This is a genomic window from Streptomyces yunnanensis (assembly GCF_029011865.1).
Taxonomy (GTDB): Bacteria; Actinomycetota; Actinomycetes; order Streptomycetales; family Streptomycetaceae; genus Streptomyces; species Streptomyces yunnanensis.
In genome coordinates this window covers 1,648,773-1,671,669 of the sequence record NZ_CP095749.1, presented here as the reverse complement: position 1 = coordinate 1,671,669, position 22,897 = coordinate 1,648,773, and the positions used below count along the sequence as shown (strand labels likewise).

Sequence of the window (22,897 nt, the reverse complement as noted above, 5' to 3'; positions counted from 1 at the left end):
AGCCGAGGGTGGCCGGACTGGGGCCGTCCCCGCCGTCCACAGGTGTTGTCGCCGCCATGGGCTGCCCTCCCGATGAGGCATATGCTGTGCTGCCTGGAGAGGCCGTCGGGTCCGTACGGGGAAGGATGTCCGTGGGGCCCGCAGGGGCGAGAACCGGTCACTCATACTCGGGCCAACGGGGGCGCGATGCGAGAGCTTTCACGGGATCCGGCGCGGGATCCCTCACGGGACGGTTCACGGGACGGGTTGCTCCTCGCGGTACGGCAGGCCGTTGCCGTCGTCCGCGACAGCGGCGACCTCACCCCGCTGCGGGCGCTGGAGCGACAGGGGGTGGTCACCCGGTTGGTGATCAGCATGGACGACGCCCGGTACGCGGACCTCGCAGCGCTGCACGCCGTCGGCATGGCCCGCTGGCTGCAGTACGTCGCCGGCCCCGAGGGCGCTCACCAGGCCGAATGGGAGGCGTCCTTGGAACCGCTGTCCCGCGTCCACGCCAGGGAGCGGGACGCGGTGCCGCCCGAGGCCGCCGCGGTGCTGGAGGCGGTGCGGTCCGGGCGCCGCCTGAGCGGCCCCCGGGTCCCGCGGGAGGTGCGCCGCCGGGTGCTCGCCGGGCTGCGACAGCGCGAGGAGCTCTCCGAGGACTTCCTCACCGCGATCCGCGGGCTGGATCCGCGCGGCGGCCGACCGGAACGGGACGCGGCGGCCCTCCGGCCCTTCCTGGATCTGACGCCTCGTCACCATGCCGTCCGTGTCAGGGCGTTGCGCCTGCTGTCGGTCACCCTCCAGAGGAGCCACCGCGCCACCGGTGACGCCCACACCCTGGCCGAAGCGGTCCGCCTCGGCCGGGAGTTGCTGTTGCTCATCCCGGCCGGCGGGGCGTGTTGGGCCGACGCGGTAGCCCAGCACGCCCGCGTGGTCGGCGACCACTACCGGCACACCGGCGACCGGCGCGACATCGACGAGGCGGTCGACTGCGGCCGGGAAGCACTGCGCCACACCCCGCCGGACAGCGAGCGGTTGGCGCCCCGGCTCGACGACTTCGGCATGCACCTGGCGTTGCGCTACGACGTCAGCGGCGCCCCGTCGGACCTCAACGCGGCGATCGACGCCAGCCGGGGCGCGGCACGGGCCGTGCCCGGTGGGACATCGGACGCCGTGTCCCACCGGGCCCGGTTGGCCGGCCTGTTGGTGAAGCGCCACCGGGTCAGCGGGGACGGTGCCGCGCTGGACGAGGCGGTGCAACTGGTCCGCGGCGAACCGCAACCGCTGCCCGCACCGGGCCGGGACGGGGTGTGCGTCGCGCACGCGGAGGTGCTGCACGCCCAGTACCGGCGCACCGGGCTGGTGGACGTGCTGGACGACGCCATCGAGCTGTACCGGCAGGCGGCGGACGAGCGACGGGCCCGCCGCGGTAACCTCGCCGACCTCGCGCTCGCCCTCGCCCACTTGGGCAACGCGCTCTACGACCTGTGCGCCGACTCCCCCGAGGGCGACCTCCTCGCCCAGGGCGCATCGCGGCCCCCGGAACCGCCCGCGCTGCGCGAGGCGATCGCGGCCCACCGCGAAGCCGTCGAGGTCAGCGCGGCCGACGACCCACAACGGCCCGGCCATCTCGACAACCTCGCCCGCAGCCTGCGCGAACGGGCCCGCCGGGAAGGGCGCCCGGACGCCCTCGACGAGGCGATCTGCCTGCTGCGCGAGGCCATCGAGACCGCCCACCCCGACCGCGTCTTCCGCTCGGGCATGCTCTCCCATCTCTCCGGGGCCTTGTTGGAACGCCAACGGCACACCGCGGGCCACGAGCCGGAACCCAAGCTCATCCGGGAGGCGTACGCCTTCGCCGAGGCCACCGCCCGGAACGCCGCCGGCCCGCCCGGCGAGCTGATCCGTCTGCACCGCGCGCTGGCGGAGCTGGCGACCGCCACCGGCCGCCGCCAGGAGGCCGCCGCGGCCTACGCACGCGCCGTCGCCCTGCTGCCGCAGGCGGTTCCCCACCCACTGCACGGCAGCGAACCGGAGTCACAACCGGCCCGGCACGGCCAGGGCCTGGCCGCCGACGCCGCGGCCGCGGTCCTCCGGGCGGGCGGCCCCGACGCCCCCGCGCGAGCCCTGGAACTCCTCGAACAGGGCCGCGGCATCCTGCTGACCCGTGCGCTCGGACTCCACGGCGAGGAGGAAGCCCTCCGGGACGCCGCACCGCAGCTGGCCGACCGGCTGACGAAGCTGCGCACCGCCCTGGCCACCGCCCCGGCAGCTGCCCACACCGAGCCGGGCGACCTCCGCCGCCAACTGGCCGAACGGTGGGACGCGGTGGTCGCCGAGGCCCGTCGCCTGCCGGGCCTGGCGGACTTCCTCAAGCCGCCGCGGCTGGCCGCACTGCGCCCGGCGGCCGCCGGTGGCCCGGTGGTGACGGTCAACGCCAGCCCGCTGCGCTGCGACGCGCTGATCCTGACCGGCGGAGGAGTGACCGTCGTGCCGCTGCCCGCGCTCTCGCACAGCGAGGCGGAGACCCGGGCCGCAGGCTTCGCCGAGGCGCTGCGCGCCGCCGAGGCACCCGGCACCCCGCCCGCGGACCGCCGTACGGCCCAGGCGCAGCTCCGCGAAACGCTGGAGTGGCTCTGGGACACCACCGCGGCCCCCGTCCTCACCCACCTCTCCCACACCACTGCCCGCAACGGCACCGCCGCCACGGCCCCCGCCGACCCGCCCCGCATCTGGCTGTCCGCCACCGGCCCCCTGGCCCTGCTCCCGCTGCACGCCGCCGGCCACCACGACGACCCGGACGGCGCACGCTCCCTGCTGGACCGGGCGGTGCCCTCCTACACCCCGACCGTCGCCGCCCTCGCCGCGGCCGTGCGCACGGCCGCCCGCCGGAGCCGGCGCCCCCGGCGCTCCGTGCCCCTGGTCGTGGCGCTGCCCCGCACCCCCGGTTTCGCACCCCTGGCCGGCGCCCTCACCGAGGCCCGGGCCGCCGCCGACCACTACGGGCCCGACACCGTCCTGTTCACCGGTGCGGATGCTCGCCGTGCCCGAGTGCTGACGGCCCTGCTCACCAGCACCCACGTCCACTTCGCGTGCCACGCGGTCGCCGATCCGACCAGCCCCTACGGCAGCCATCTGATCCTCCACGACCAGCCGCTGACCGTCGCCGAGATCTCCCGACTACGTCTCGCCCACGGCGAGTTCTGCTATCTCTCGGCATGCGCCACCGCTCGGTCCGGCCGTCCCCGCGACGAGGCCGTTCAGCTCGGCGGCGCCTTCCACCTCGCGGGGTTCAGCCAGGTCGTCGCGACCCTCTGGCCCGTCGAGGACCCCACCGATGCCGCCCGCCTCTTCCACTCCAGTTCCCGCACCACCCCCGCCCATGCGCTCCACGAGACCGTACGCACCCTCCGCGCCAACGCACCCCTGTTGCCGAGCCGTTGGGCGGGCCATGTCCACATCGGGCCGTAGGTCGTGTGCGCAAGGTCCCGCCTGCCGTTCGTCGCCCGGCGGGCCGGTGGCCGCACTGCTGGGCGGAGCCTCGTCGGGAAGAGGTTCCGCCCGGCTCGGGCGGTTCGGTCAGTTCAGCCCGAGCGGCAGCGCGGTCAGTCGCCAGTTGCCCGGCAGCGGGATCCGCTGGAGGGTGTCCGGCTCCACCGCCAGCGTCAGGTCCGGGTAGTGCGCGAGCAGCTTGCCGAAGGCGACTTCGCCCTCCTGGCGGGCCAGGCTGGCCCCCAGGCAGTAGTGCATGCCGTGGCCGAAGCCGACGTGGTTCTCGGCCCGGCCCGCCGGTTGGCGGGTGACGTCGAGCCGGGCGGGGTCGGCGTAGTGGCGGGGGTCGTGGTTCGCCGCGACCAGCAGGGGCAGCACGGCCTCGCCCTGCGCGATCCGTACCCCGGCCAGCTCGACGTCCTCGACGGCGTACCGCAGTCGCGTCATCTGCACCGGACCGCACCAGCGCATCAGCTCGTGCACGGCGCGGGGGAGCAGCTCCGGATCGGACTTCAGCAGGCGCAGTTGATCGGGGTGGGTGAGCAGCGCGGCCGTGCCGTTGGCGATGAGATGGGCGGTGGTCTCGTGACCGGCGAGGACGAGGGTCAGGACCATGGTGACCATCTCGATGTCGCTGAGCCTGCTGCCGTCGTCGTCATGCACCCGGATCAGTTCGCTCAGCAGATCGTCGGTGAGCGCCGCGCGCCGTTCCCGGATCAGCTCGTGAATGTACTCGATCATCGCCGGGAACGCCTCGCGCAGCGATTCCGGCTGTACGGAGATGAGTTGGGAACCCCATGTGCGCCACTGGGGCCGGTCCGCCTCCGGAATTCCCACCAGTTCGCAGATGACCGTGATGGGCAGCGGATAGGCGAAGTGCTGGATGAGGTCGACGGCGCCGTTCTCCGCGTGGTCGGGGAGCCGGCGCAGCAAGGTATCGGCTATTTCCTCGACCCGGGGCCGCAGATCGGTGATCTTGCGGGCGGTGAACGCCCGGGAGACGAGCCGCCGGAGCCGGGTGTGGTCGGGGGCGTCCATGGTGAGGATGGAGCCGGCCAAATACTCCCGGTAGTGCTCGGGCAGGCCCATCATCTCCAGCATCCGGCTGGTCGGCGATTCCCCGTTCCCGTTTCCGGCGAACTTCGGGTCGTTGGCGAAACGCTGATCGCGCAGCGCTTCGCGGGCCTCCTCGAAGCGGGTGATGAACCACACCGGTGTGTCGTCCACGAACCTGCCGCGGACGACCGGCCCCTGCTCGCGCAGCTCGCCGTATCCGGTGAACGGGTCGGCGAGCAGGGCCGGTTCCATCACGTTCGGCTCGCCGGGGTGTTTGCCGATGTTCTGGTTGAAGGGGGATTCCGCCAATTCCGTCATTTCCGTCTCCTGTGAAATGAGCCTTGGGGTGAAAGGGGGTGCGACGGGCACCGGCCGGGCACCGGCCTGGTGCCGCGCGGGTGTTCAGTCGCGCAATTGCCGACGCATCTCCAGGACGCCGCGCTCCACCACCTGCTCGTACAGCGGGATGATCTCGCGCGCGGCGGCGGCCATCGCCTCGTCCACGGTCGCGCACAGGGGGGCGTCCACATCGACCGCGGCCCCGGCATCCGGTGTACGGAATGCCTCCGGTGGAATCTCCAACGTGCTGCGGATGGTCGTGGCGAGGAGCTCGCCGCGCACCTCCGGAGTGTCCGGCGCGCGGTCGTACAGCATCGCCTCGGCCATGAAGAACCCACCGGTCGTGGCGAGCAGCATGTATTGCTGGTGCCACAGGTCGATGTCGGTGCGCAGCAGCCCGTGTGCCCGCAACACTTCGAGGTAGCGCACCAGGACCTGGTCGTTGAACGCGATGATCTCGGCGAATTCCTTCTTGGCGGCGTCGTTGAGCCGGCCGAGGATGTCGACGTCGTCGGTGTACAGGGCGCGGAGCACCGGCTCCTCCAGGAAGTCCTGGTAGTAGCCGCGCATCATCCGGCTCGGCAGGACTGCCCGGGCATCGGCCCGCATCCGTTCCAACTGCTGCTGCAGGCTGCGCATCTTCGCTTGCAGGACGACGGCCAGCAGCAGCGAGTCCTTGGTCTTCCAGTGCAGGTAGACCGTCCCCTTGCCGACCTTGGCGCGGCGGGCGATCTCGTCGATCGTCACGCGCCGGTAGCCCCATGCGAGCAGGAGCTCTCCGGCGGCCTGCAGGATCCGTTCGCCGCGTTCGGCCTGTTCCACGTGCCTTCCCCTTCCTCGTGCGTGACCAGATTTCGAATCTGGTCATACAGTCAAAGCTAGGTCGGGCGCGGCATGCCGATAAGGCGGTTTCCGGCCACTCGCCTTTTGTGGAGCGGTAGTTGACTGTCCGCATGTGAGGGCCCCGAACGGCCCGGAACCGTGGCATCGTTCGCCGCAGACCGCGCCGACCGCTCCGAGGCGGCGACGGCACCGAACCGAGGAGAATGCCATGCTCAAGACCTTCGCCGAGCTGTCCACACCCCTGGTGGCCGACGCCTGCGTCCGGCTCGGCGTACCGCTGCGCGCCGCCCCGCCCGGCATCGGCACGGTGGTTCCCGGCCAGCGGGTCGCCGGGCGCGCACTTCCCGCCCGCCACTACGGGAGCGTCGACGTCTTCCTGGAGGCGTTCACCGACGTCCGGCCCGGCGACGTGCTGGTCATCGACAACGCCGGCCGCCAGGACGAGGCGTGCGTCGGCGACCTGCTGATCCTCGAGGCGCAGGCCGCGGGAGTGGCCGGCGTGGTCATCTGGGGACTGCACCGGGACACCCCGGAGCTGGTCGGGATCGGCCTCCCGGTGTTCAGCTACGGCCGTTGTGCGCCGGGCCCGGTCCGGCTCGCCGAGCGGGAGCCCGACGCTCTGACAAGCGCTCGCTTCGGGCCCCATCTGGTCACCGCCGACGACCTCGTCCTCGGTGACGACGACGGGGTGCTGTTCGTCCCCGCGGACCGGGCCGCGGACGTACTGGACACCGCACGCGCCATCCGGGAGACCGAGCGCGAGCAGGCCCGCAGGATCCGCGCCGGCGACACCCTGCGCCGGCAGACCGGCTTCGACGACTACCTCGCGCGCCGTGCCGCCGATCCGGAGTACACCTTCCGCCGGCACCTCCGCCGTGTCGGTGGAGCCGTGGAGGAATAGCGCCAGGTCAGGGGAGTGGGACGAGGCGTCGGTCGACCTGGGGCATGAAGCCGGCGCCCTCGTACGATCAGGGGTTGACGTCGAGTTGCCACCCTCGGGTCGATGTCGCCGGGCGCCGGATCGCGGACAGTGAGAGGTGTCCGGCACGGCGGGCGGCCGCGCCGGACACCCCGGTCAACTGTCCGTACAGGGAGGCATCATGATCAGGACCGCAGCAACCGCGACCTCATGGTCCGCCAGGGAGCGTCACGAGGCCCTTCGCCCACGAGAGGTGACATGCCGCCGATGGCCTAATCGTCGGGTTGGCTGTCCATGGGCGTCAGGCTGTGGGCCTTGAGCACGGTCTGACAGGAGTCCGTGGCGGGAGCCCGTGTGAACAGGTCGCGTAAGTGGGACGTTGAGCGGTGGCGCTGAAGACGAGGGTGACGGCGTTGGCGGGTCCGGTCCCTGCGGCGCGGCGGGAGCGGTCACCATGAGGTCGTCGGGCCACGGCCATGCGGCCCAGCGGCTCTCCGGGCTGGTGGACAACGACGGCTTCGAGGCGCCGAGGGTCCCCGCCTGGATGCGCTGGCTGCCCGCGCTCTATGTCCTGGCCGTGCTGCTGGTGGAGTTCGTGACGCCCACACAGTGGGCGGTGAGCTCCCTGCTGATCGCCGTGCCGGTGCTCGCCGCCTTCACCCACGGCCCGGTCGGCGTCGCCGGCGTCACCGTCTTCGCCGTCGGCCTGGAGGGCGTGCTCGCGGGAACCCCGTGCTGCACGGGCCACAATCCACATCAGTTATGGGGGAACCACTATGTCGCGACGTATATCTCCACCATCGTCGTAGGGATCATGGGCGTGGCGCTGGCCTGGTACCGGCAGCGTCAGCAGCGGCACCTGGTACGCGTCAACTCGGTGGCCGAGGCCCTGATGCGGACCCTGCTGCGGCCGGTGCCGCACCGGGTCGGCAAGGTGCTGGCGGCGGGGCTCTACCGCTCGGGCGAGGTCGGCACCATGGTCGGCGGGGACCTCTACGACATCCGTGCCACGCAGGCCGGCGAGCGGGCCATCATCGGTGACGTCCGGGGGAAGGGGCTGCAGGCGGTCCGTACCGTCGCCGACATCCTCGGCAGCTTCCGCGAGGCGGTCTACGACCCCGGCGACCTGCTGGCGGTCGCCTCCCGGATGGAGCGGCGGCTGGCCCGCGAGGCGGCGGAGATCCCCGACGACGAGTTGTTCGTGACCGCGGCCCTGATCGAGTATGACGCCCGGGCCCACCGGGTGACGATCATCAACCACGGTCACATCGAACCGGTGCTGATCTCCGCAGGGGAGGTGATCCCGCTCACCGGTCCGCCCGCTCTTCCGCTGGGGCTGGGCGGGCTGGCCGCGGACTCGCCCGTCTCCTACACACACCGTTTCGCCCACGGTGATGTGCTGCTGCTCTGCACGGACGGTCTGATCGAGGCCCGCGATCAGACCGGTGCGTTCTATCCGCTGTTGGAACGGCTCGGGCAGCGGTTCGGGGGCCGGCCCGCTCCCGGCCCGGCCGATGTCATCGACTTCCTCAACGTCGACCTGCCCCGCCACACCCGCATCCTCCACGACGACGTGGCGATCCTCGCGATCGCACCGTGCGGGCAGGAACCCGCCTAGGACGCGTCCGGACACCAGAGGGCCGGCCGGGGAACGGTCGGGTGGGGAAACGGCCGGGTGGGCCGTGCGCACTCGGGTCGCCGCCGGCCGCCGGGCGGGGGACCCTGGAAGACGTAACGGGGGCCGTTGAGGAAGCTGTGAGGTGTCCGATGAGCACTCTCGAAGAACACATCGACATCGGTGCTCCCCTCGAAACCGCCTGGGATTGCCTTCATCGTGCGGAGATCTATCCCCGGTTCCTGAAGGGCGTCCGGGATGCCCGGTCAGAGGGTGAGCGGCGGGCGCACCTGGACGTTGACGCGGGCGGCCGGGCGCAGGAGTTCGAGGTCGAGATCGTCGACCGGGAGATGGAGAACGTGATGACGTGGCAGACCACGAGCGGCCCCGATCTGGCGGGGACGTTCTCGTTGCTGCCCATCGACCGGGAGCACACCCGGCTCCAGGCCCGGTTCGAGTACGACCCGGGCACGATCAAGGAGACCTTCGGCGGGCCGCAGGGGTTCGCACAGGCGGTCGCGATCGAGCGGGGCGTGCGCAGCGACCTCCAGCAGTTCAAGGAACTGGTGGAAGCGCAGGGCAAGGCCAAGTGAGCGGCCGGTGACAGGGCCGAGCAGGCGCGGGACGAAGGGATGAGGGGAGGCGACCGATAGCGGGAGGTCAGAAGCGGAGCGGGAGGTCAAGCGGAGCGGGAGAGGAGCGCGGGACGGGAGGGGAGACGTCGCGGGAGCGGTGGGAACACGAGGCGAAGGGGGAGCAGCGGGCGGTGAGTTGGCCGCACACGCGATGCGGTGGGCCCACGGCCCGTTGGTGACGGGTGGGGCGGTGACGGGTGCGGGGGTCAGGCGAGGAAGCGTTCCGGCATGGGGCGTTCCACCCCGTCCAGCTCCAGTGAGCAGCGCGGTGCGGTGGGGACGAGCCGCGGCTCCCGGACGCGTATGCGGAAGATCCGGACGGGGTCGTCGGGGAGTTCCCCGGTGAGGAGGTTCAGGCCGGTGCCGTGCTGCTGCTGGTATGCGACGACCTTGCCGTTGACGAGGAGCTCTATCTCGCCGTCCCGCCCGGGGCCGACGTTCACGGTGATCGAGTGGCCACCCTGGTCGAGGTGGAAGTGATGGCTGCGTCCCATGGCCCTCGCCTCCGTCCGCAGGGCGGTACGCGTTCGGTGAAGGCGTTCGCACCTACCGGCGTTCGCACTTCCCGACTTCCAGGTTAGTTCGACGGCAGGGCCGGGACCGGCGGGGACGGTGTCCGGCAGGGAATCCGACGGGGAGGAGTGGCGAGTGACAATGGGGGTGAGTCCGGTGTCGGGCGGTCCGCGGAGCGCGGGGCGTGCGGCCCCGCCAGGAAGAGGCACCGCCCGGGCCGGCGGGAGACGCTGATGAACGGCTCGGTCCGGATCGGACATGTCGTCGGGGTGCCGCTGCGCATGCACTGGAGCGTGCCGCTGCTGGTGGTGCTGTTCGCGTACGGCCTGGGGCGGCAGACGCTGCCGGTGATCACTCCGGGGCGGTCCACCGTCGTCTACGCCCTGGCCGGGGTCGTCGGAGCCGCGTTGCTCACCGGGAGCCTGCTGCTCCACGAGACGGCGCACGCCGCGATCGCGCGGCGGAAGCAGATATCCGTCGAGGACGTCACGCTGTGGGCGCTGGGCGGGATCACGCGGATGGGACGGCCGCAGACCGCGGCCGCGGCCTTCGCGGTGGCCGTCAGCGGCCCCCTCACCAGTCTGCTCATCGGCGGTGTCGCGCTGGGGGCCGGCTTCGGGCTGAGCCAGCTGTCGCTGTGGGAGGTGCCCGCGGTCGTCCTGGTGTGGCTGGGCTGGGCCAATGTGATCCTGGGCGTGTTCAATCTGCTTCCGGCGGTACCCCTGGACGGGGGCCGGGTGGTGCAGGCGCTCCTGTGGTGGCGCACCGGGGACCGGGACCGCGCGGATCTGGTGGCGTCCCGGGGCGGGCAGGTGATGGGCGCGCTGCTGGTGGCGGCCGGCTGGTTCTCCGTTCTGCGCGGGATGCCGAGCGGGCTGTGGCTGGCGTTCATCGGGCTGTTCGTGATGGTCGTCGCCGGGTCGGAGCGGCGGCGGGCGACGCTGCAGTCCGCGCTGCACGGGATACGGGTGGTCGACGCCATGTCCAGCCCCGTGGAGACCGGGGCGGACTGGTTGACCGTCCAGCGCTTCATCGAGGAGGTGGCGGTGCACACCGGGCACTCCGCCGTCCCGCTGCTGGATTTCGAGGGCCGGCCGAGCGGGATGGCGCAGCTGCGCAGGCTCGCCGCGATACCGGTCGCCCAGCGCGAGGAACTCCGGATGCGGGACGTGGCGACGCCGCTGTCCCACTGCGCGGTGGCCGCGCCGGACGAGCTGCTGACCGAGGCGCTGGAGAAGCTGTCGCTGCGGGCCGGGTTGCCGATCCTGGTCGTGGATGCGGGGCATCTGGTGGGGATCATCACCGCCAAGGACGTCTCCCGGCTGATGCAGCGACATACGCTCAGCGGCCGGGCGGGGGCCGGATGAGCCCGCGGGCCAGGGGCCGGGGCGCGTCCGCGCAGTGCGGCCTGCCGTGCGACGCCCGGCACGCCGAGCGCACGCACCGGAGAACGCCCGGCCTGCCCGCCGGGCGCACGACGGGACTGGGCGGACACGACCCGGGGGCGAGGCGGGAGGTGCCGCGGCGGATCCGGCGGGGGAGCGACCGCGAGGAGCGACGGCCATGGAGACGGCGGTGCGGTACATCACGGTGGCGGCGCTCAGCCACACCGGCCTGATCCGGGACCACAACGAGGACAGCCTGGTCGCCGGGCCGTGGACGCTGTGCGGCACGGTGACCGAGAACCCTCAGATGCTGGTGTTCCCGATGGGCAGCCCCCTGGTGGTGGCGGTCGCCGACGGCATCGGCGGGCAACCGGGCGGCGAGGTGGCCAGCGCGCTGACCGTCGCGCACCTGGCGGCCCTCGGCCCCTCACTGGACAGCGAGGAGGCGGTGCGGGAGGCCCTGACCCGCTGCAACCGCGCGGTGTACGCCGCGGCCGAGCGTGATCGGGCGCTGACCGCGATGGGCACCACGGTGGCCGGCACCGTCGTCCTGCCCGACGCGCTGCTGGTCTTCAACGTCGGCGACAGCCGGGTCCTGGAGGCCGACGGGGACGGGCTGCGGCAGGTGAGCGTGGACGACAGCCCGCCGCTGCGGCCGGGGCAGCGGACCACGTCGCTGGTGACCCAGGCGATCGGCGGCGCGGCGCGGTTCAACGCGATCACCCCGCACGTGCGGACCGTGCCGCTCGCCGAGGACCGTCGGTATGTGGTGTGCACGGACGGACTGACCGACCCGGTCCTGGAGGAGGAGATCGCCACGGTGCTGCGGGCGCACGACGGCGGGCGGGCCGTCTTCGAGCTGTGGAAGGCGGCCATCGAGGCGGGCGCACCGGACAACATCACGCTGGCGTTGATCGGCGTCGAGGGCGAGCCGGCTCCTGACTGACGTAGCGGGGTGAGCCGGTCGCTGATCGGGCGGGGAAGTGAGCCGGTCACCGATCGGGCTGGATGGGGGAGCCACCGCCCCGACAGGTGTCGGGGGCTGTTGCGGCCCCGGCCCCCGGCGGGGACGAGTCGGTCGTCAAGGGCCGGGTGCGCGGGCCACCGCCGGGTGTCCGGCGATGCTCTCCGCGGGGCCGGTCCAGAGCACCCGCCCGGACTCCAGGGTGTGCACGGTGTCGGTGTACGCCGCGACGAGCGGGGCGTCGTGGCTGACGACGACGAGCGTCAGACCGCGGTCCGCCCTGATCGCGGTCAGCAGGTCCATCACCGCCACGGCGGTGTCCGGGTCGAGCGCCGAGGTGATCTCGTCGCAGAGCAGCACGTCCGGTTCGGGGGCCAGGGCGCGGGCGATGGCCACCCGTTGGCGTTGGCCGCCGGAGAGCTCGTGCGGATAGCGGCCGGCGAAGTCGGCGGGCAGCCCGACCCGTTCGAGGAGTTCGGCCACCCGGCCGGGGATCTCCGGCCCGGCGGCCCGGCGGTGGAGGCGCAGCGGGCGGGTCAGCGTCGCGCCGACGGTGCGGGCCGGGTTGAGCGCGCCGAGCGGGTTCTGCGGTACGAGTTGGATGCGGCGGCGGTCCTCGCGCGAGCGTCTGCGGACGAGGACCGGCAGCGCCCGTCCGTCGAGGGTCAGCGCCCCCGCGTCCGGACGCTGGAGCCCGGCCAGGACGCGCAGCAGGGTCGTCTTGCCGGAGCCGGAGGGCCCGCACACCCCTGTGGAACTGCCGGGCGCGGCGGCGAAATCGACGTCGGTGAGGGCGGGGTGCGCGGTGCCCCGCCGCCGGTGGATGACACGGAGACGGCGCGCGCCGAGGCCGGTGGCGGCGGGGAGCCGCACCGGGGTGGTGGGAGCGCGCGGTCGGTCGCGGGCCGGATGCGCCGCGACGCTCTCCCGTGCCCGCTCCACGGCGGGGGCCGCTGCCGGGGGCGGGCCCGTCAGATCGACCACGTCGTCGGCGTACCGGTCGACGAGTTCGGGGTCGTGGCAGGCGAGGACGATCGCCAGGTGCCGGTTGCCGGCCAGGTCGCGCAGCAACGCACCGATCTCGTCGCGGAGGGCGGGGTCGAGGCCCGCGGTGGGTTCGTCCAGGAGCAGCACCTCGGGCTCGCGGGCGAGCGCCCGGGCGAGCGCGACGCGGCGCTGCTGGCCGCCCGACAGGGCACCGGGGCGGCGGTCGGGCAGCCCGTCGTCGAGCGGCAGCCGGCATTCGGCGAGCAGCTCCCGCACGGCCCGGGGACCGGGGTCGGCGGCGACCTCGGCGACCAGCCGCCGGACCCGCATCCGTGGGTTGAGCGCCGAGCCCGGGTCCTGGCCGACGTAGCCGACGCGGCGCCGGCGCAACTCCCGCAAGGGGGACGGCGGGAGGGTCAGCACGTCGTGTCCGAGGACCTCGACCGTGCCGGAGGTGACCTGCGCGCCGTCGGGCAGGGCGCCGAGCAGCGCGCGCAGCAGGGTGGTCTTGCCGGAGCCGGAGGGGCCGGTGAGCGCGGTGATCCGGCCGGGTCGCAGGGTGAGGTGGGCGCCGGCGAGCAGCACGGGCCCGTCGACGAGGCGGATCTCCAGATCGGTGACGCGGACCAGGGGCGGTGGGACGGGCTGTTCGTCGGTCATGGTCGGGCCGGGTTCCTCCGTGCGAGTCCTACGGATGGCGAGGGGAAGGGAGGGCGGCTTACCGTCTGCTCCATGGGGAGGGGAGGCGAGGGCGGCTCACCGTCTGTTCACCGCCCGGCGTCCTGCCCCGCGTCCCGCCCGGGGTCCCGACCGGCGTCCCGCCTTCGGCGCCACGGTGTCCGCCGCGAGGTTGACGCTGATGGCCAGCAGGCCGATGGCGAGCGCGGGAGCGACCACGGACCAGGGGTCGAGCAGGATGCCGGAGGCGTTCTCGCGGATCATCAACGCCCAGTCGGCGGTGGGGGGTTGGGGTCCGAGCTGGAGGAATCCGGCCATCGAGATGACGTACACCGCCTCGACGAACCGCAGTCCGAACAGGGCCAGGACGGTGGCCCGCAGATTGGGCAGGATCTCCCGCAGCGCCAGGTGGAACAGCCGCTCGCCGCCTGCCGCGGCCGCCTCGACGAAGCCGGAGGCGGCCAGCGGCGCGGCGGCGCCGGCGACGATCCGCACCGCGTACGGCGTGCCCAGGGCGATCGCCGCGACCGTCACCGCGGGCCGTCCGCCCCCGGGCCAGGCCAGCGACAGCAGCATGATGCCCAGCACCGGCGGCAGCAGGATCGCGATGTCGGCGACCGCCTCGATCACCCGCCCCAGCGCGGGGCTGAGCGCGGCCAGGCACCCCAGCAGGGTGGCCAGCGCGGTGACCACCACCGCCACGGCCAGCGCGCTGCCGATCAGCGCGCTGCCGCCGTGCAGCAGCCGGCTCAGGACGTCCCGGCCCAACTGGTCGCCGCCGAGCGGCGCGCCGTCGCCGGGGGGCGCGTACGGGGCGGTGACCGGCTGGTCGGCGGGGTGCGGCGCGAGCAGCGGGCCGAGCAGGGCGAGGGCGGTCAGCAGCAGCGCCGGGGCCACCCGGGGCAGGGCGCGGGGCCCGCGGAGCCGGGTGCGGTCGAGGACGGCGGTGGTGCTCATTAGAGGACCATCCCTTCTGCAGCCCTCATGGGTAGGGTTGTGACCTCTCGGTCCCGGCGGGGTACGGCCAGTGGTGCGAGCCGTTGGACGGCCAGCATGAGTTCCGCCGGCCCTGCCGGGCCCGAGGCCGTCTGATCGGCTTCAGGGACAGGCCCCGCAGAGGGCCGATTAATGAGCTCCCGGCAGACGTCCTCACCACCGAGCAGGTGCTCCGCGCACGACACTGGAGTACTTCTTTCGTGTTCATCGGATGGGACTGGGCGACCGAGACCCACGACGTGACCGTCATGGACCACCTCGGCGCCCGCGTGGACCGGTGGGAACTGGCACACACCGAGGAAGGCATCACCAAGACGCTGGCCCGCCTGGCCCGATACGGGGCTCCGGCGGATCTTCCGGTGGCCATCGAGACCACCCGCGGCCTGGTCGTCGACCGGCTGCTGGCCGCCGGTCACCCGGTGGTGCCGGTGCACCCGAACGCCTTCCACGCGATGCGGCCGCGCTGGGGTGCCGCCAAGGCCAAGACGGACGCGGGCGACAGCATGAAACTCGCCGACTACCTGCGCACCGACGGGCACTTCCTGCCCCGCCTGGAGCCCACCGACCAGGCCACGCTGGACCTGCAGGCGCTCACCCGCCAGCGCGCCGACCACATCGAGGCCAAGGTCGCCGCCGTCAACCAGCTCGCCGCGTCGCTGGACGCCCACTGGCCCGGCGGAAAGGCCGTCTTCTACGAACTCGACAGCGACATCGCCCTGGCCTTCCTGGAGCGTTACCCCACCCCGGCCGCCGCCTCCAAGCTCACCGCCGGACGGCTTCAAGCCTGGTGCAAACGCCATGGCTACTCCGGCAACAAGCCCGGCAGCTTCCTCATCGAGCGTCTGCGTTCGGCACCCTCGGCTGCGTCCCGGCTCAGCCCGGCCGCCGTCGAACAGCTCATCCGCATCCAGGTCCAGCTCGTCCAGGGCACCCGTGCCACCCTCCGCGCGCTGGACAAGGCCATCACCGAGGCCGTCAAGGCCCACCCCTACGCACCGCTGTTCGCGACCATGCCGCGGATCGGCAAAATCAACCTCGCCCAGATCATCGGCGAACTCGGCCCGATCCTCGAACGCTCCCAGACCTGCGAGCAGTTCATCGCCGAAGCCGGAGTCGTCCCGGTCACGAAAGCCTCCGGCAAGTCCCGCACCGTCGCCTTCCGCTACGCGACCAACCGCCGCGCACGCCTGGCCGTCACGACGTTCGCCGACAACAGCAGACACGGCAGCGACTGGGCTGCGAAGATCTACACCGACGCCAGGACCCGCAAGAAGCGACACCCCCACGCCATCCGCATCCTGGCCCGCGCCTGGCTCCGCGTGATCTGGGCCTGCTGGCGCGACGGAGCCTGCTACGACCCCGCCACTCACCAAGCCAACGGGAAGATCAACACGAGTGCCGACACACCCGTCGCGGCATAGAGGTTGACTCAGGAAACTCATGACCGGTCTCCCAGGGTGCGGTACCGGATCAGGTCGGCGAGGAACAGCACCAGGCTGACCGCGGCGCCGGCGCAGGCGACCACGCCGGCGATGACGGGGGTGTCCCGGTCGGCGAGGGCCCCGGCCAGCACCGCGCCGATTCCCGGGTAGTTGAACAGCGTCTCGACCACGACGGCGCCGCCCAGCAGCATGCCGGTGGAGGTGGCGGCGCCGATGGCGATGGTGGGCAGGGCGCCCGGCAGCGCGTGCCGCAGCAGCACCTGGCGGCGTGGCAGACCGTCCAGGTGGGCGGCGGCCACCTGCGGGGTGCGCTCCTGGTCGGCCAGGGCGGCCCGGACGATCCGGGTGTTCCAGCCGGTCTGCGGGACGGCCAGGGCGAGGACGGGCATCACCAGCATCGTCCAGTCGGCGGGGGCGCCGCCGCCGTCGGTGAGGGTGACCGCGGGCAACCAGCCCGTCCACAGGGACAACACCAGCAACAGGCCGACCGCGACGATGAATTCGGGCAGGGCGAAGGTGGCGGTGGACCCCAGGCCGATCGCCCGGTCCAGCCGTCCGCCGGGCCGGGCCGCCGCCCAACAGCCGAGCACCAGTGCCGCCGCCATCGTCAGGGCGAAGGCGGCGCCGCCGAGCAGCAGGGTGTTGGGGAACGGCGCGGCGAGCAGATCGGTCACCTTCTGGCCGCGGGCGGAGGTGCCCAGGTCGCCGGTGGGCAGTCCGGTCATCCAGTGCTGGAAGCGCTCCCACAACGGCCGGTCCAGGCCCAGCAGATGGCGGCGGGCGGCGACGCCGGCGGCGCCCTCGCCGCGCTCGGAGGTGGCCGACGCGGCGTCCCCGGAGTTGTACCGCGGCGAACACCACGGCCAGGAGGACGGCCAGCATCAGCACCCGTTTGCCGAGCAGCATCCCGATCCGCGCGGCGGCCCGTCCGGCACCGGTGCCCCGAGGCGGGCCGGGCCGCGCGGTGCGGCCGTCGGGCGGGGCGCTCACCGCGCCAGCCACACGTGCTCCAGCTGCACCCGCCCGTAGCCGGGCAGCTGGGGCAGGTTGCGGACCTTGCGGGCCGCCAGGTCGATGCCGTCCGCCATGCCCCACAGCAGGTAGCCGGACCGGTCGTGCTCGATCTGCTGGAGTGCGCGCAGGGCGCTGCGGCGCCGTGCGGCGTCGGCGGTGCCCAGGACCTTGGCGCAGGCGGCGTCGAACCGCGGGTCGGACCAGCCGGCCTCGTTCTGCCCGGCGCCGGTGGTCATGGTCTTCGAGGCGAAGAAGACCACCGAGTCGTTGGTGCCCCAGTAGTTGGTGTAGAGGTCGCCCTTGAGCCAGGTCCTGGCGTAGAAGGTCCCGGACTCCTGCTTGGTGACCTTGATCTTCAGGCCGGCCTCGCGGGCCTGGGTGGCGAAGAGCGTGGCGGACTCGGCGAGCCCGGCGATGTCCTCGGTGGTGATCAGCTCGTAGGTCCGCGACAGGTCGAAGTGCGCCTCGCCCAGCAGTTGCCGGGCGCGCGCGAGGTCGCGGTGGCGCTGCGGGACGGCCTTGGCGTAGTCGGGGTCGCCGGTGCCGAGGATGTCGTTGGCGACCGTGCCGTAGCCGGAGAGCACCTGCTTGACCATGGCCTCGCGGTCGACGACCAGCTTGACCGCCTCGCGGACCTTGGGGTCGGCGAACGGGCCGTCGGCGGCGCGCATCGCGATCGGCATCGCCATGTCGTTCGGGCGGCGGAGGACCTGGATGTCCTGGCGGCCGGCGGCGGTGCGGGCGGCCACCGCACCGGCGTTGGAGGCGAGGTCGATCTGCCCGGCGAGCATGGCGTTGGCCATGGCCTGCGGGCTCTCGAACATGGTCACCTCGATGGCGTCGAGGTGGACCTCGCCGCCGTGCCAGTGGTCGTTGCGGACCAGGCGGGCGTTGCCGCCGCGGTACCGGTCGAGCTTGAACGGGCCGGTCCCGGGGGCCTGGGCCAGCTCCCTCTCGGGGGTGTCCTTCTTCAGGACGAAGGTGGTCAGGCGGGTGAGCAGCGGGAGTTCGGCGTTGGGGCGGTCGGAGACGAGGACGACGGTGCCCTTGCCCTCGGCGGTGATGCGGTGCGCCTGGATGCCGGGGAGCCGGGCGGCGCCGGCCGGGGTGTTGCGCAGTCGACGCAGCGACCGGACGGCGTCCTCGGCGGTGACCGGCGTCCCGTCGTGGAACGTCGCGCCCTCGGCGAGCCTGAACCGCCAGGTCCGCAGATCCTCGGACGCCTGCCAGGAAGTCGCCAGCCGGCCCACGGTGTTGTCCTTGCGGCCGGGTGCGGTGAGGGTGTCGTAGACCAGCGCGATGATGAGGTAGTCGCTCTCGTTGCCCTGGGTTCCGTGGGGGTCGCGGGTGATCGCGGAGGCCCGGCCGAGGGCGCCCACGCGGAGGGTGCCGCCCTTGCGGGGCGGGCCGTCGGGGCCGTCGCCGTCGGAGCCCGCGCCCGGTCCGCCACCGCACCCGGCGAGGAGTGTCGCGGCACCCAACCCGCCACCCATACACAGCAGTTGACGCCTGTTCAGGTTCACCTTCGCGCCCTCGTTCCCGCGGTGTCCAAGGAGGAGGATCCGCGAGCGGATCCACCGTGACTAAGGTTTGCCTACCCTAAGGTCGGGTAGGCGTGCAAGGGGTCGCGCGGGCCTCGGTGTGAATCAAAACTAAGGTTTGCCTAACCTAATCCATCTGTGTAGTTTCGGCGGCACCCGCTCACCGCGACCGGCCTCCGTACGTGGCTCAACTCCCTTACGAGGAAGTCGAGTTGTGGTTTGACGACGCCTCCAGGAACGGATGACCTCGCCATGAGCACGGGTTCCGCCCCCGTTCGTCTGCTCGACGACGCATCGCTCACCGAACTCCGCCACGCGGCCGAGGAGATCCTCGCCGCCGCCGGCACCTCGGCCACCTCGCCCGCGCTGCTCGCCGCCGTGGCGCGTTCCGCCGCCGCCCTCGGCGCCCCGATCCGCCACGCCTGCCGCCCCGTCGACACCGACGACGGCCTGTTCGTGCTCCGCGCCCTGGCCGTCGACGACACCGGGATAGGCTCCACGCCCGGCAGTTGGGCCACCGCCGGCGACCGCGCCGCCGTCCACGACATCGCGCTCCTGCTGCTCGCCACCGTCATGGGCAACCCCCTCGCCTGGGAAGGCCAGCAGGACGGCCGCTTCGTGCACAACATCGTCCCCTCGTCCGGCCACGAACGGGCCCAGACCGGCGCCAGCAGCAGCGTCCTGCTCAGCCCGCACACCGAGGACGCCTTCCACCCCGGCCGCGCCCACCTGCTGATGCTCGGGTGCATGCGCAACCACGACGCCGTCGCCACCACCGCCGCCAGCATCTGTAAGGTCCGGCTCGGCGACGAGGACCTGGCCGTCCTCGCCCGCCCCGAGGTCCCGATCCTCCCCGACGACGCCTACGCCGAGGCCCGGGGCTTCGACGGCCGCCCCCCGAACGTCCCCACCCTGTGGGAGTCCGAGGACGGCCGCACCCTCCGCTTCGACCCCGCCTACACCCCCCTCGACGAGGCCACCCCGGAGTACCGGGCCGCCTACCGCCGCCTGTCGGAGCAACTCGCCGCCGTCTCCACCGCGGTCAGCCTCGCACCCGGTGAGGTCCTGATCGTCGACAACGACCTCGTCGTCCACGGCCGGGTGCCCTTCCGGGCCCGCTACGACGGCACCGACCGCTGGCTCAAACGCGCCTTGGTCCGGGTACCAGGCCGCCGCACCCGCCCGCCCGCCGAGGCCACCGAGCACGGCTACGGACAGGCGGCCATCGAGGCGCACGCCGCATGAACCACCAGCAGCCTCTCCCGGAGGACCTCGTGACCGACCGCAGCACCTCGGTCCACGACATACCCGGCCGCACCCTGCGCGCCCTGTCCACCAGCGACCTCGCCGGCATCGACATCACCCTCGCCGACGTCGTCGAGACCGTCGAGCAGGCGTACCGCACCCTGGCCGCCGGCGCGTCCGATAACCCCCGCAAGCTCACCGTCAGGCCCGCCGACGGGCACTCCGTCGGCTACGCGATGCTCGGCCGCGACGGCTCCCGCGAGGTCGTCGCCGTCAAGACCTCCTACAAGCACGGCCTCGACAAGGACCGCGGCGACCAGCACTACTACACCGCGCTGACCCTCTACGACGACATCAGCGGGCTGCCCCTCGCGATGATGGACTGCGGCCGGATCGGCGCCCTGCGCACCCCGGCCGTCTCCGCGCTGCTGGCCCGCGCCTGCGCCCGGCCCGGCGCGCGCACCGCCCTCGTCATCGGCACCGGCACCCAGGGCCGGCTGGCCCTGCCGTTCCTGCTCACCACCCTCCCGGACCTGGACCGGCTGCTGCTGGCGGGCAGTCACCCCGACGGCATCGCCGCGGTCCGCACGGAACTGCACCGCCACTTCCCGGACCGCGACGTGGAACTCGTGACCGATCTGCGGGCCGCCGCCACCCAGGCCGACATCGTCGTCGCCACCGCCGGCGGCCACACCGCCGCCGCGGTCGAGGTCGACTGGCTCGCCCCGGGCGCGCTGGCCGTCCTCGTCGGGCACGGCCTGGCCCCCTCGACCCTGCACCGCGCCGACCGGGTCATCGCCACCAGCGAGGCCCAAATGCAGGTCACCGGCACCGACATGGCCGACGCCGAAGGCCATCTCCGCCCGGTGGACGCCGAGTTGCCGCGGATCGTCGCGGGCGCCGCGGTCGGTCGCCGCACCGCCGACGAGCGGATCTTCGGCTACAACAGCGGACTGGTCGTCACCGACATCGCCCTCGGCCACCGCTTCGCCCAACTCGCCCTCGCCCAGGGCCGGGGGACGCGGGTACCGCTGTGGCAGTGACCGGCGACCGCGCCCCCTCCGCGGTCCCCTTCCTCCCCGCCCTCCCGGACCCCGGCACCGACGCCGTCCTGGACAGCGGGCTGCTGCCCGAGCTCTCCCACGCCTTCGGCGGGCCCTTCCACTTCCTGCTGCCCGACCGCTTCGACGCCAATGTCGCCGCCTTCCGCACGGCCCTGGCCGAGGCCGGCGTGGACGGCCGGATCCACTACGCCAAGAAGGCCAACAAGGCCGCCGTCTGGATCGAGCGGTGTGCCGCCACCGGCACCGGCGTGGACGTCGCCGGCCTCGGCGAACTCCGCGAGGCCCTCGGCAACGGCGTCCGCGGCGAGCGGATCGTGGTCACCGGCCCCGCCAAGAGCGACGAGCTGCTGCGGGTCGCGGTCCTCCAGGCATGCCTGGTCGCCGTGGACTCCCTCGACGAACTGGACCGGTTGCTGCACCACGCCCCGCCGGGCGCCCCGCGCGCTCCCCGCATCCTGCCCGGCTGCTGCCCCCGCAGCAGCCGGGCAGCCGCTTCGGCATGACCGGCGCCGAGCTGGACACCGCCCTCGCCCGCTGCGTCGCGGCCGGTGACGCGGTCCGGATGGAGGGCTTCAGCTTCCACCTCTCCGGCTACGCCGTACCGCCGCGGGTCGAGCTCGCCGCCGCCCTCCTCGACCGCTGCCTGGCCGCCCGCACCATGGGCCTCCAGGCCGACCGCATCAGCATCGGCGGCGGTTTCGCCGTCGACTACTGCGCCCCCGCCGACTGGTACGCCTTCCTCGCCGCGCAGCGGCCCGGCCACTACCACGCGGACCGGACCTTCGACCCGGCCGGGTTCTACCCGTACCACTCACCGGTCGCCGGGGCCGACGCCCTGCGCGCCGTCCTCGCCGGCACCACCGCCACCGGCATGGACCGCGCACCGCGGACCCTGGCCGACCGGCTGCGGGACACCGGCACCCTCCTGCTGCTGGAGCCCGGGCGGGCGCTGCTGGCCGGCGCCGGCGCCTCCGTCTTCCGGATCCAGGGCGTCAAGGACCGGGCCGGCTACGCCATCGTGACCGTGGACGGCACCAGCCTGAGCCTGTCCGAGCAGTGGTTCAACAGCGAGTTCCTGCCGCAACCGGTCCTGGTCGGCCCGGACGGCCGGGCGACCGGCGACGCCGCCCACCCCACCTGCGTCGGCGGCGCCAGCTGCCTGGAGTCGGACCTGCTCACCTGGCGCAAGGTCCCCTTCCCCCGGCGACCCCAACCGGGCGACCTGCTGGTCTACCCCAACACGGCCGGCTACCAGATGGACTCCAACGAATCCCCCTTCCACGAACTGCCGTTGCCCCCCAAGGTCGTCCTCGACCGCACGGACGGGCGCCCGCGCTGGCGGCTGGACCGCCGCCCCGCCCCCTGACCCGACCGCCCTCCCGCCCCAGGAGCCCGCCCCATGAACGAGGCACTGAGCCGCCCCGCCGTGGTCTCCCGCGTGTCCGAACTCGTCGGCTGCACCCCGCTCCTCGAACTGTGCCGCACCATGCGCGCCCTGGGCACCGAACTCGTCTACGTCGACGACGGCAGCGAGGACCTCGCCACCGCCGCCCGCGAGGAGCTGGCCGAGGAACTGGCCCGCGGCCGCGACAACACCGTCTTCACCGAACAGCACAACAACCCCAGCAACGGCGTCGGTTACCACCCCGTCGCGCACGAGCTGCACCAGGCGCTGGACGGCCGGCTCGACCTCCTCATCGGGGCCGTCGGCACCGGCGGCGCGCTCTGCGGCACCGCCGGCGAACTGCGCACCCTCATGCCGGACGTCACCACCATCGGCGTGGAACCCAAGGGCTCCATCGCCTTCGGCGGCCCCGCCCACGACTACTACCAGTCCGGCACCGGCACCCCCGAAGGCGCGGAGATCGGCGCCCTGGTCGACTTCGCCCTCATCGACGAGGGCGTCAAGGTCGGCGACGTCGAAGCCTTCGCCACCGCCCGCGCGGTGGCCCGCACCGGCCTGCTGATCGGCGGCTCCGCCGGCGGCGTGGTCCACGAGGCGCTGCGCCGACTGCCGTCACTGCCGCCCGGGACGACCGTGGTCGCCCTCGTCAACGACGGCGGGGAGAAGTACCTGGATACCGTCTTCGACGACGGATGGCTGGCCGCCCGCGGCCTGCTCGCCCCCGACGTCGAGCGCGAGATCGACGAACGCCTCGGCAAACTCCGCAGGAATTGACGGTCCAT

Annotated in this window: 19 protein-coding genes; 12 read left to right on the top strand and 7 right to left on the bottom strand. The window is 73.2% G+C overall.

Annotated features, from left to right (window positions below):
• Positions 1–186: 186 nt before the first annotated feature.
• Positions 187–3,453 carry a CHAT domain-containing protein gene (locus tag MOV08_RS07325; protein ID WP_275306757.1) on the top strand — a complete coding sequence of 1,089 codons (3,267 nt, stop codon included), beginning with the start codon at positions 187–189 and terminating at the stop codon, positions 3,451–3,453.
• A gap of 108 nt (positions 3,454–3,561) precedes the next feature.
• On the opposite strand, the gene MOV08_RS07320 is transcribed toward MOV08_RS07325, so the two are convergent.
• Complete coding sequence (locus tag MOV08_RS07320) at positions 3,562–4,848, bottom strand: cytochrome P450 family protein (protein ID WP_275306756.1); 1,287 nt, start codon at positions 4,846–4,848, stop codon at positions 3,562–3,564.
• Positions 4,849–4,932: 84 nt separating this feature from the next.
• Positions 4,933–5,691 (bottom strand): TetR/AcrR family transcriptional regulator, encoded by a 759-nt coding sequence (locus tag MOV08_RS07315; RefSeq protein ID WP_275306755.1) that lies wholly within the window; start codon positions 5,689–5,691, stop codon positions 4,933–4,935.
• A 229-nt stretch (positions 5,692–5,920) separates the two neighbouring features.
• Between MOV08_RS07315 and MOV08_RS07310 the strand changes: the two genes are divergently transcribed.
• The 3 genes from MOV08_RS07310 to MOV08_RS07300 all read left to right on the top strand — a co-directional run bounded on the left by MOV08_RS07310 (position 5,921) and on the right by MOV08_RS07300 (position 8,839).
• Positions 5,921–6,613, top strand: coding sequence for an RraA family protein (locus MOV08_RS07310; protein WP_275306754.1), 693 nt, complete (start codon positions 5,921–5,923; stop codon positions 6,611–6,613).
• A gap of 472 nt (positions 6,614–7,085) precedes the next feature.
• On the top strand, positions 7,086–8,249 hold the full coding sequence (locus MOV08_RS07305) for a PP2C family protein-serine/threonine phosphatase (protein WP_078875546.1): 1,164 nt from the start codon (positions 7,086–7,088) through the stop codon (positions 8,247–8,249).
• Between the two features lie 149 nt (positions 8,250–8,398).
• Positions 8,399–8,839, top strand: a complete 441-nt coding sequence (locus tag MOV08_RS07300) for an SRPBCC family protein (protein WP_039630468.1) — start codon at positions 8,399–8,401, stop codon at positions 8,837–8,839.
• 248 nt (positions 8,840–9,087) lie between these two features.
• Here MOV08_RS07300 and MOV08_RS07295 read toward each other — a convergent pair whose 3' ends face one another.
• The gene (locus MOV08_RS07295) at positions 9,088–9,375 is read right to left on the bottom strand and encodes a hypothetical protein (RefSeq protein ID WP_039630467.1); all 288 of its coding nucleotides are present in this window, start codon (positions 9,373–9,375) and stop codon (positions 9,088–9,090) included.
• Between the two features lie 252 nt (positions 9,376–9,627).
• Here MOV08_RS07295 and MOV08_RS07290 point away from each other — a divergent pair, with 252 nt between their 5' ends.
• Positions 9,628–10,761 carry a site-2 protease family protein gene (locus tag MOV08_RS07290; protein WP_275306753.1) on the top strand — a complete coding sequence of 378 codons (1,134 nt, stop codon included), beginning with the start codon at positions 9,628–9,630 and terminating at the stop codon, positions 10,759–10,761.
• A gap of 196 nt (positions 10,762–10,957) precedes the next feature.
• Positions 10,958–11,725, top strand: coding sequence for a PP2C family protein-serine/threonine phosphatase (locus MOV08_RS07285; RefSeq protein WP_275306752.1), 768 nt, complete (start codon positions 10,958–10,960; stop codon positions 11,723–11,725).
• A 135-nt stretch (positions 11,726–11,860) separates the two neighbouring features.
• Here the strand turns inward: MOV08_RS07285 and MOV08_RS07280 are convergent, their stop codons facing one another.
• Positions 11,861–13,390 (bottom strand): ABC transporter ATP-binding protein, encoded by a 1,530-nt coding sequence (locus tag MOV08_RS07280; protein ID WP_275306751.1) that lies wholly within the window; start codon positions 13,388–13,390, stop codon positions 11,861–11,863.
• 96 nt (positions 13,391–13,486) lie between these two features.
• A complete protein-coding gene (locus MOV08_RS07275) occupies positions 13,487–14,365 on the bottom strand; it encodes an ABC transporter permease (protein ID WP_275306750.1) in 879 nt (292 codons plus the stop codon).
• Between the two features lie 239 nt (positions 14,366–14,604).
• Between MOV08_RS07275 and MOV08_RS07270 the strand changes: the two genes are divergently transcribed.
• Positions 14,605–15,825 carry an IS110 family RNA-guided transposase gene (locus MOV08_RS07270; RefSeq protein WP_052286520.1) on the top strand — a complete coding sequence of 407 codons (1,221 nt, stop codon included), beginning with the start codon at positions 14,605–14,607 and terminating at the stop codon, positions 15,823–15,825.
• Between the two features lie 17 nt (positions 15,826–15,842).
• On the opposite strand, the gene MOV08_RS07265 is transcribed toward MOV08_RS07270, so the two are convergent.
• Complete coding sequence (locus MOV08_RS07265) at positions 15,843–16,571, bottom strand: ABC transporter permease (protein ID WP_275306749.1); 729 nt, start codon at positions 16,569–16,571, stop codon at positions 15,843–15,845.
• A gap of 261 nt (positions 16,572–16,832) precedes the next feature.
• A complete protein-coding gene (locus MOV08_RS07260) occupies positions 16,833–18,353 on the bottom strand; it encodes an ABC transporter substrate-binding protein (RefSeq protein WP_275306748.1) in 1,521 nt (506 codons plus the stop codon).
• A 300-nt stretch (positions 18,354–18,653) separates the two neighbouring features.
• Between MOV08_RS07260 and MOV08_RS07255 the strand changes: the two genes are divergently transcribed.
• The 5 genes from MOV08_RS07255 to MOV08_RS07240 are packed head-to-tail and all read left to right on the top strand — an operon-like array spanning position 18,654 to position 22,889.
• Complete coding sequence (locus MOV08_RS07255; RefSeq protein ID WP_275306747.1) at positions 18,654–19,646, top strand: TauD/TfdA family dioxygenase; 993 nt, start codon at positions 18,654–18,656, stop codon at positions 19,644–19,646.
• Positions 19,643–20,689, top strand: a complete 1,047-nt coding sequence (locus MOV08_RS07250; protein ID WP_275306746.1) for an ornithine cyclodeaminase family protein — start codon at positions 19,643–19,645, stop codon at positions 20,687–20,689. Before MOV08_RS07255 ends, MOV08_RS07250 begins: the two co-directional genes overlap by 4 nt.
• Entirely contained in the window at positions 20,686–21,213 is a 528-nt protein-coding gene (locus MOV08_RS43810) for a type III PLP-dependent enzyme domain-containing protein (protein ID WP_338057143.1), read from the top strand. The genes MOV08_RS07250 and MOV08_RS43810 overlap by 4 nt, the downstream gene beginning before the upstream one ends.
• Positions 21,210–22,076: a type III PLP-dependent enzyme domain-containing protein gene (locus MOV08_RS43805; RefSeq protein WP_338057142.1), complete on the top strand. Its 867-nt coding sequence runs from the start codon at positions 21,210–21,212 to the stop codon at positions 22,074–22,076. The genes MOV08_RS43810 and MOV08_RS43805 overlap by 4 nt, the downstream gene beginning before the upstream one ends.
• Before the next feature lie 33 nt (positions 22,077–22,109).
• Positions 22,110–22,889 (top strand): pyridoxal-phosphate dependent enzyme, encoded by a 780-nt coding sequence (locus MOV08_RS07240; protein ID WP_275306745.1) that lies wholly within the window; start codon positions 22,110–22,112, stop codon positions 22,887–22,889.
• Positions 22,890–22,897 lie beyond the last annotated feature (8 nt).

Coding starts and splice junctions, on each gene's coding strand:
- MOV08_RS07240 (WP_275306745.1), top strand. CDS start 22,110: ATGAACGAGGCACTGAGCCGCCCCGCCGTGGTCTCCCGCGTGTCCGAA.
- MOV08_RS07285 (WP_275306752.1), top strand. CDS start 10,958: ATGGAGACGGCGGTGCGGTACATCACGGTGGCGGCGCTCAGCCACACC.
- MOV08_RS43805 (WP_338057142.1), top strand. CDS start 21,210: ATGACCGGCGCCGAGCTGGACACCGCCCTCGCCCGCTGCGTCGCGGCC.
- MOV08_RS07255 (WP_275306747.1), top strand. CDS start 18,654: ATGAGCACGGGTTCCGCCCCCGTTCGTCTGCTCGACGACGCATCGCTC.
- MOV08_RS07280 (WP_275306751.1), bottom strand. CDS start 13,390: ATGACCGACGAACAGCCCGTCCCACCGCCCCTGGTCCGCGTCACCGAT.
- MOV08_RS07310 (WP_275306754.1), top strand. CDS start 5,921: ATGCTCAAGACCTTCGCCGAGCTGTCCACACCCCTGGTGGCCGACGCC.
- MOV08_RS07320 (WP_275306756.1), bottom strand. CDS start 4,848: ATGACGGAATTGGCGGAATCCCCCTTCAACCAGAACATCGGCAAACAC.
- MOV08_RS07275 (WP_275306750.1), bottom strand. CDS start 14,365: ATGAGCACCACCGCCGTCCTCGACCGCACCCGGCTCCGCGGGCCCCGC.
- MOV08_RS07260 (WP_275306748.1), bottom strand. CDS start 18,353: ATGGGTGGCGGGTTGGGTGCCGCGACACTCCTCGCCGGGTGCGGTGGC.
- MOV08_RS07300 (WP_039630468.1), top strand. CDS start 8,399: ATGAGCACTCTCGAAGAACACATCGACATCGGTGCTCCCCTCGAAACC.
- MOV08_RS07290 (WP_275306753.1), top strand. CDS start 9,628: ATGAACGGCTCGGTCCGGATCGGACATGTCGTCGGGGTGCCGCTGCGC.
- MOV08_RS07265 (WP_275306749.1), bottom strand. CDS start 16,571: ATGACCGGACTGCCCACCGGCGACCTGGGCACCTCCGCCCGCGGCCAG.
- MOV08_RS07295 (WP_039630467.1), bottom strand. CDS start 9,375: ATGGGACGCAGCCATCACTTCCACCTCGACCAGGGTGGCCACTCGATC.
- MOV08_RS07250 (WP_275306746.1), top strand. CDS start 19,643: ATGAACCACCAGCAGCCTCTCCCGGAGGACCTCGTGACCGACCGCAGC.
- MOV08_RS07305 (WP_078875546.1), top strand. CDS start 7,086: ATGAGGTCGTCGGGCCACGGCCATGCGGCCCAGCGGCTCTCCGGGCTG.
- MOV08_RS07325 (WP_275306757.1), top strand. CDS start 187: ATGCGAGAGCTTTCACGGGATCCGGCGCGGGATCCCTCACGGGACGGT.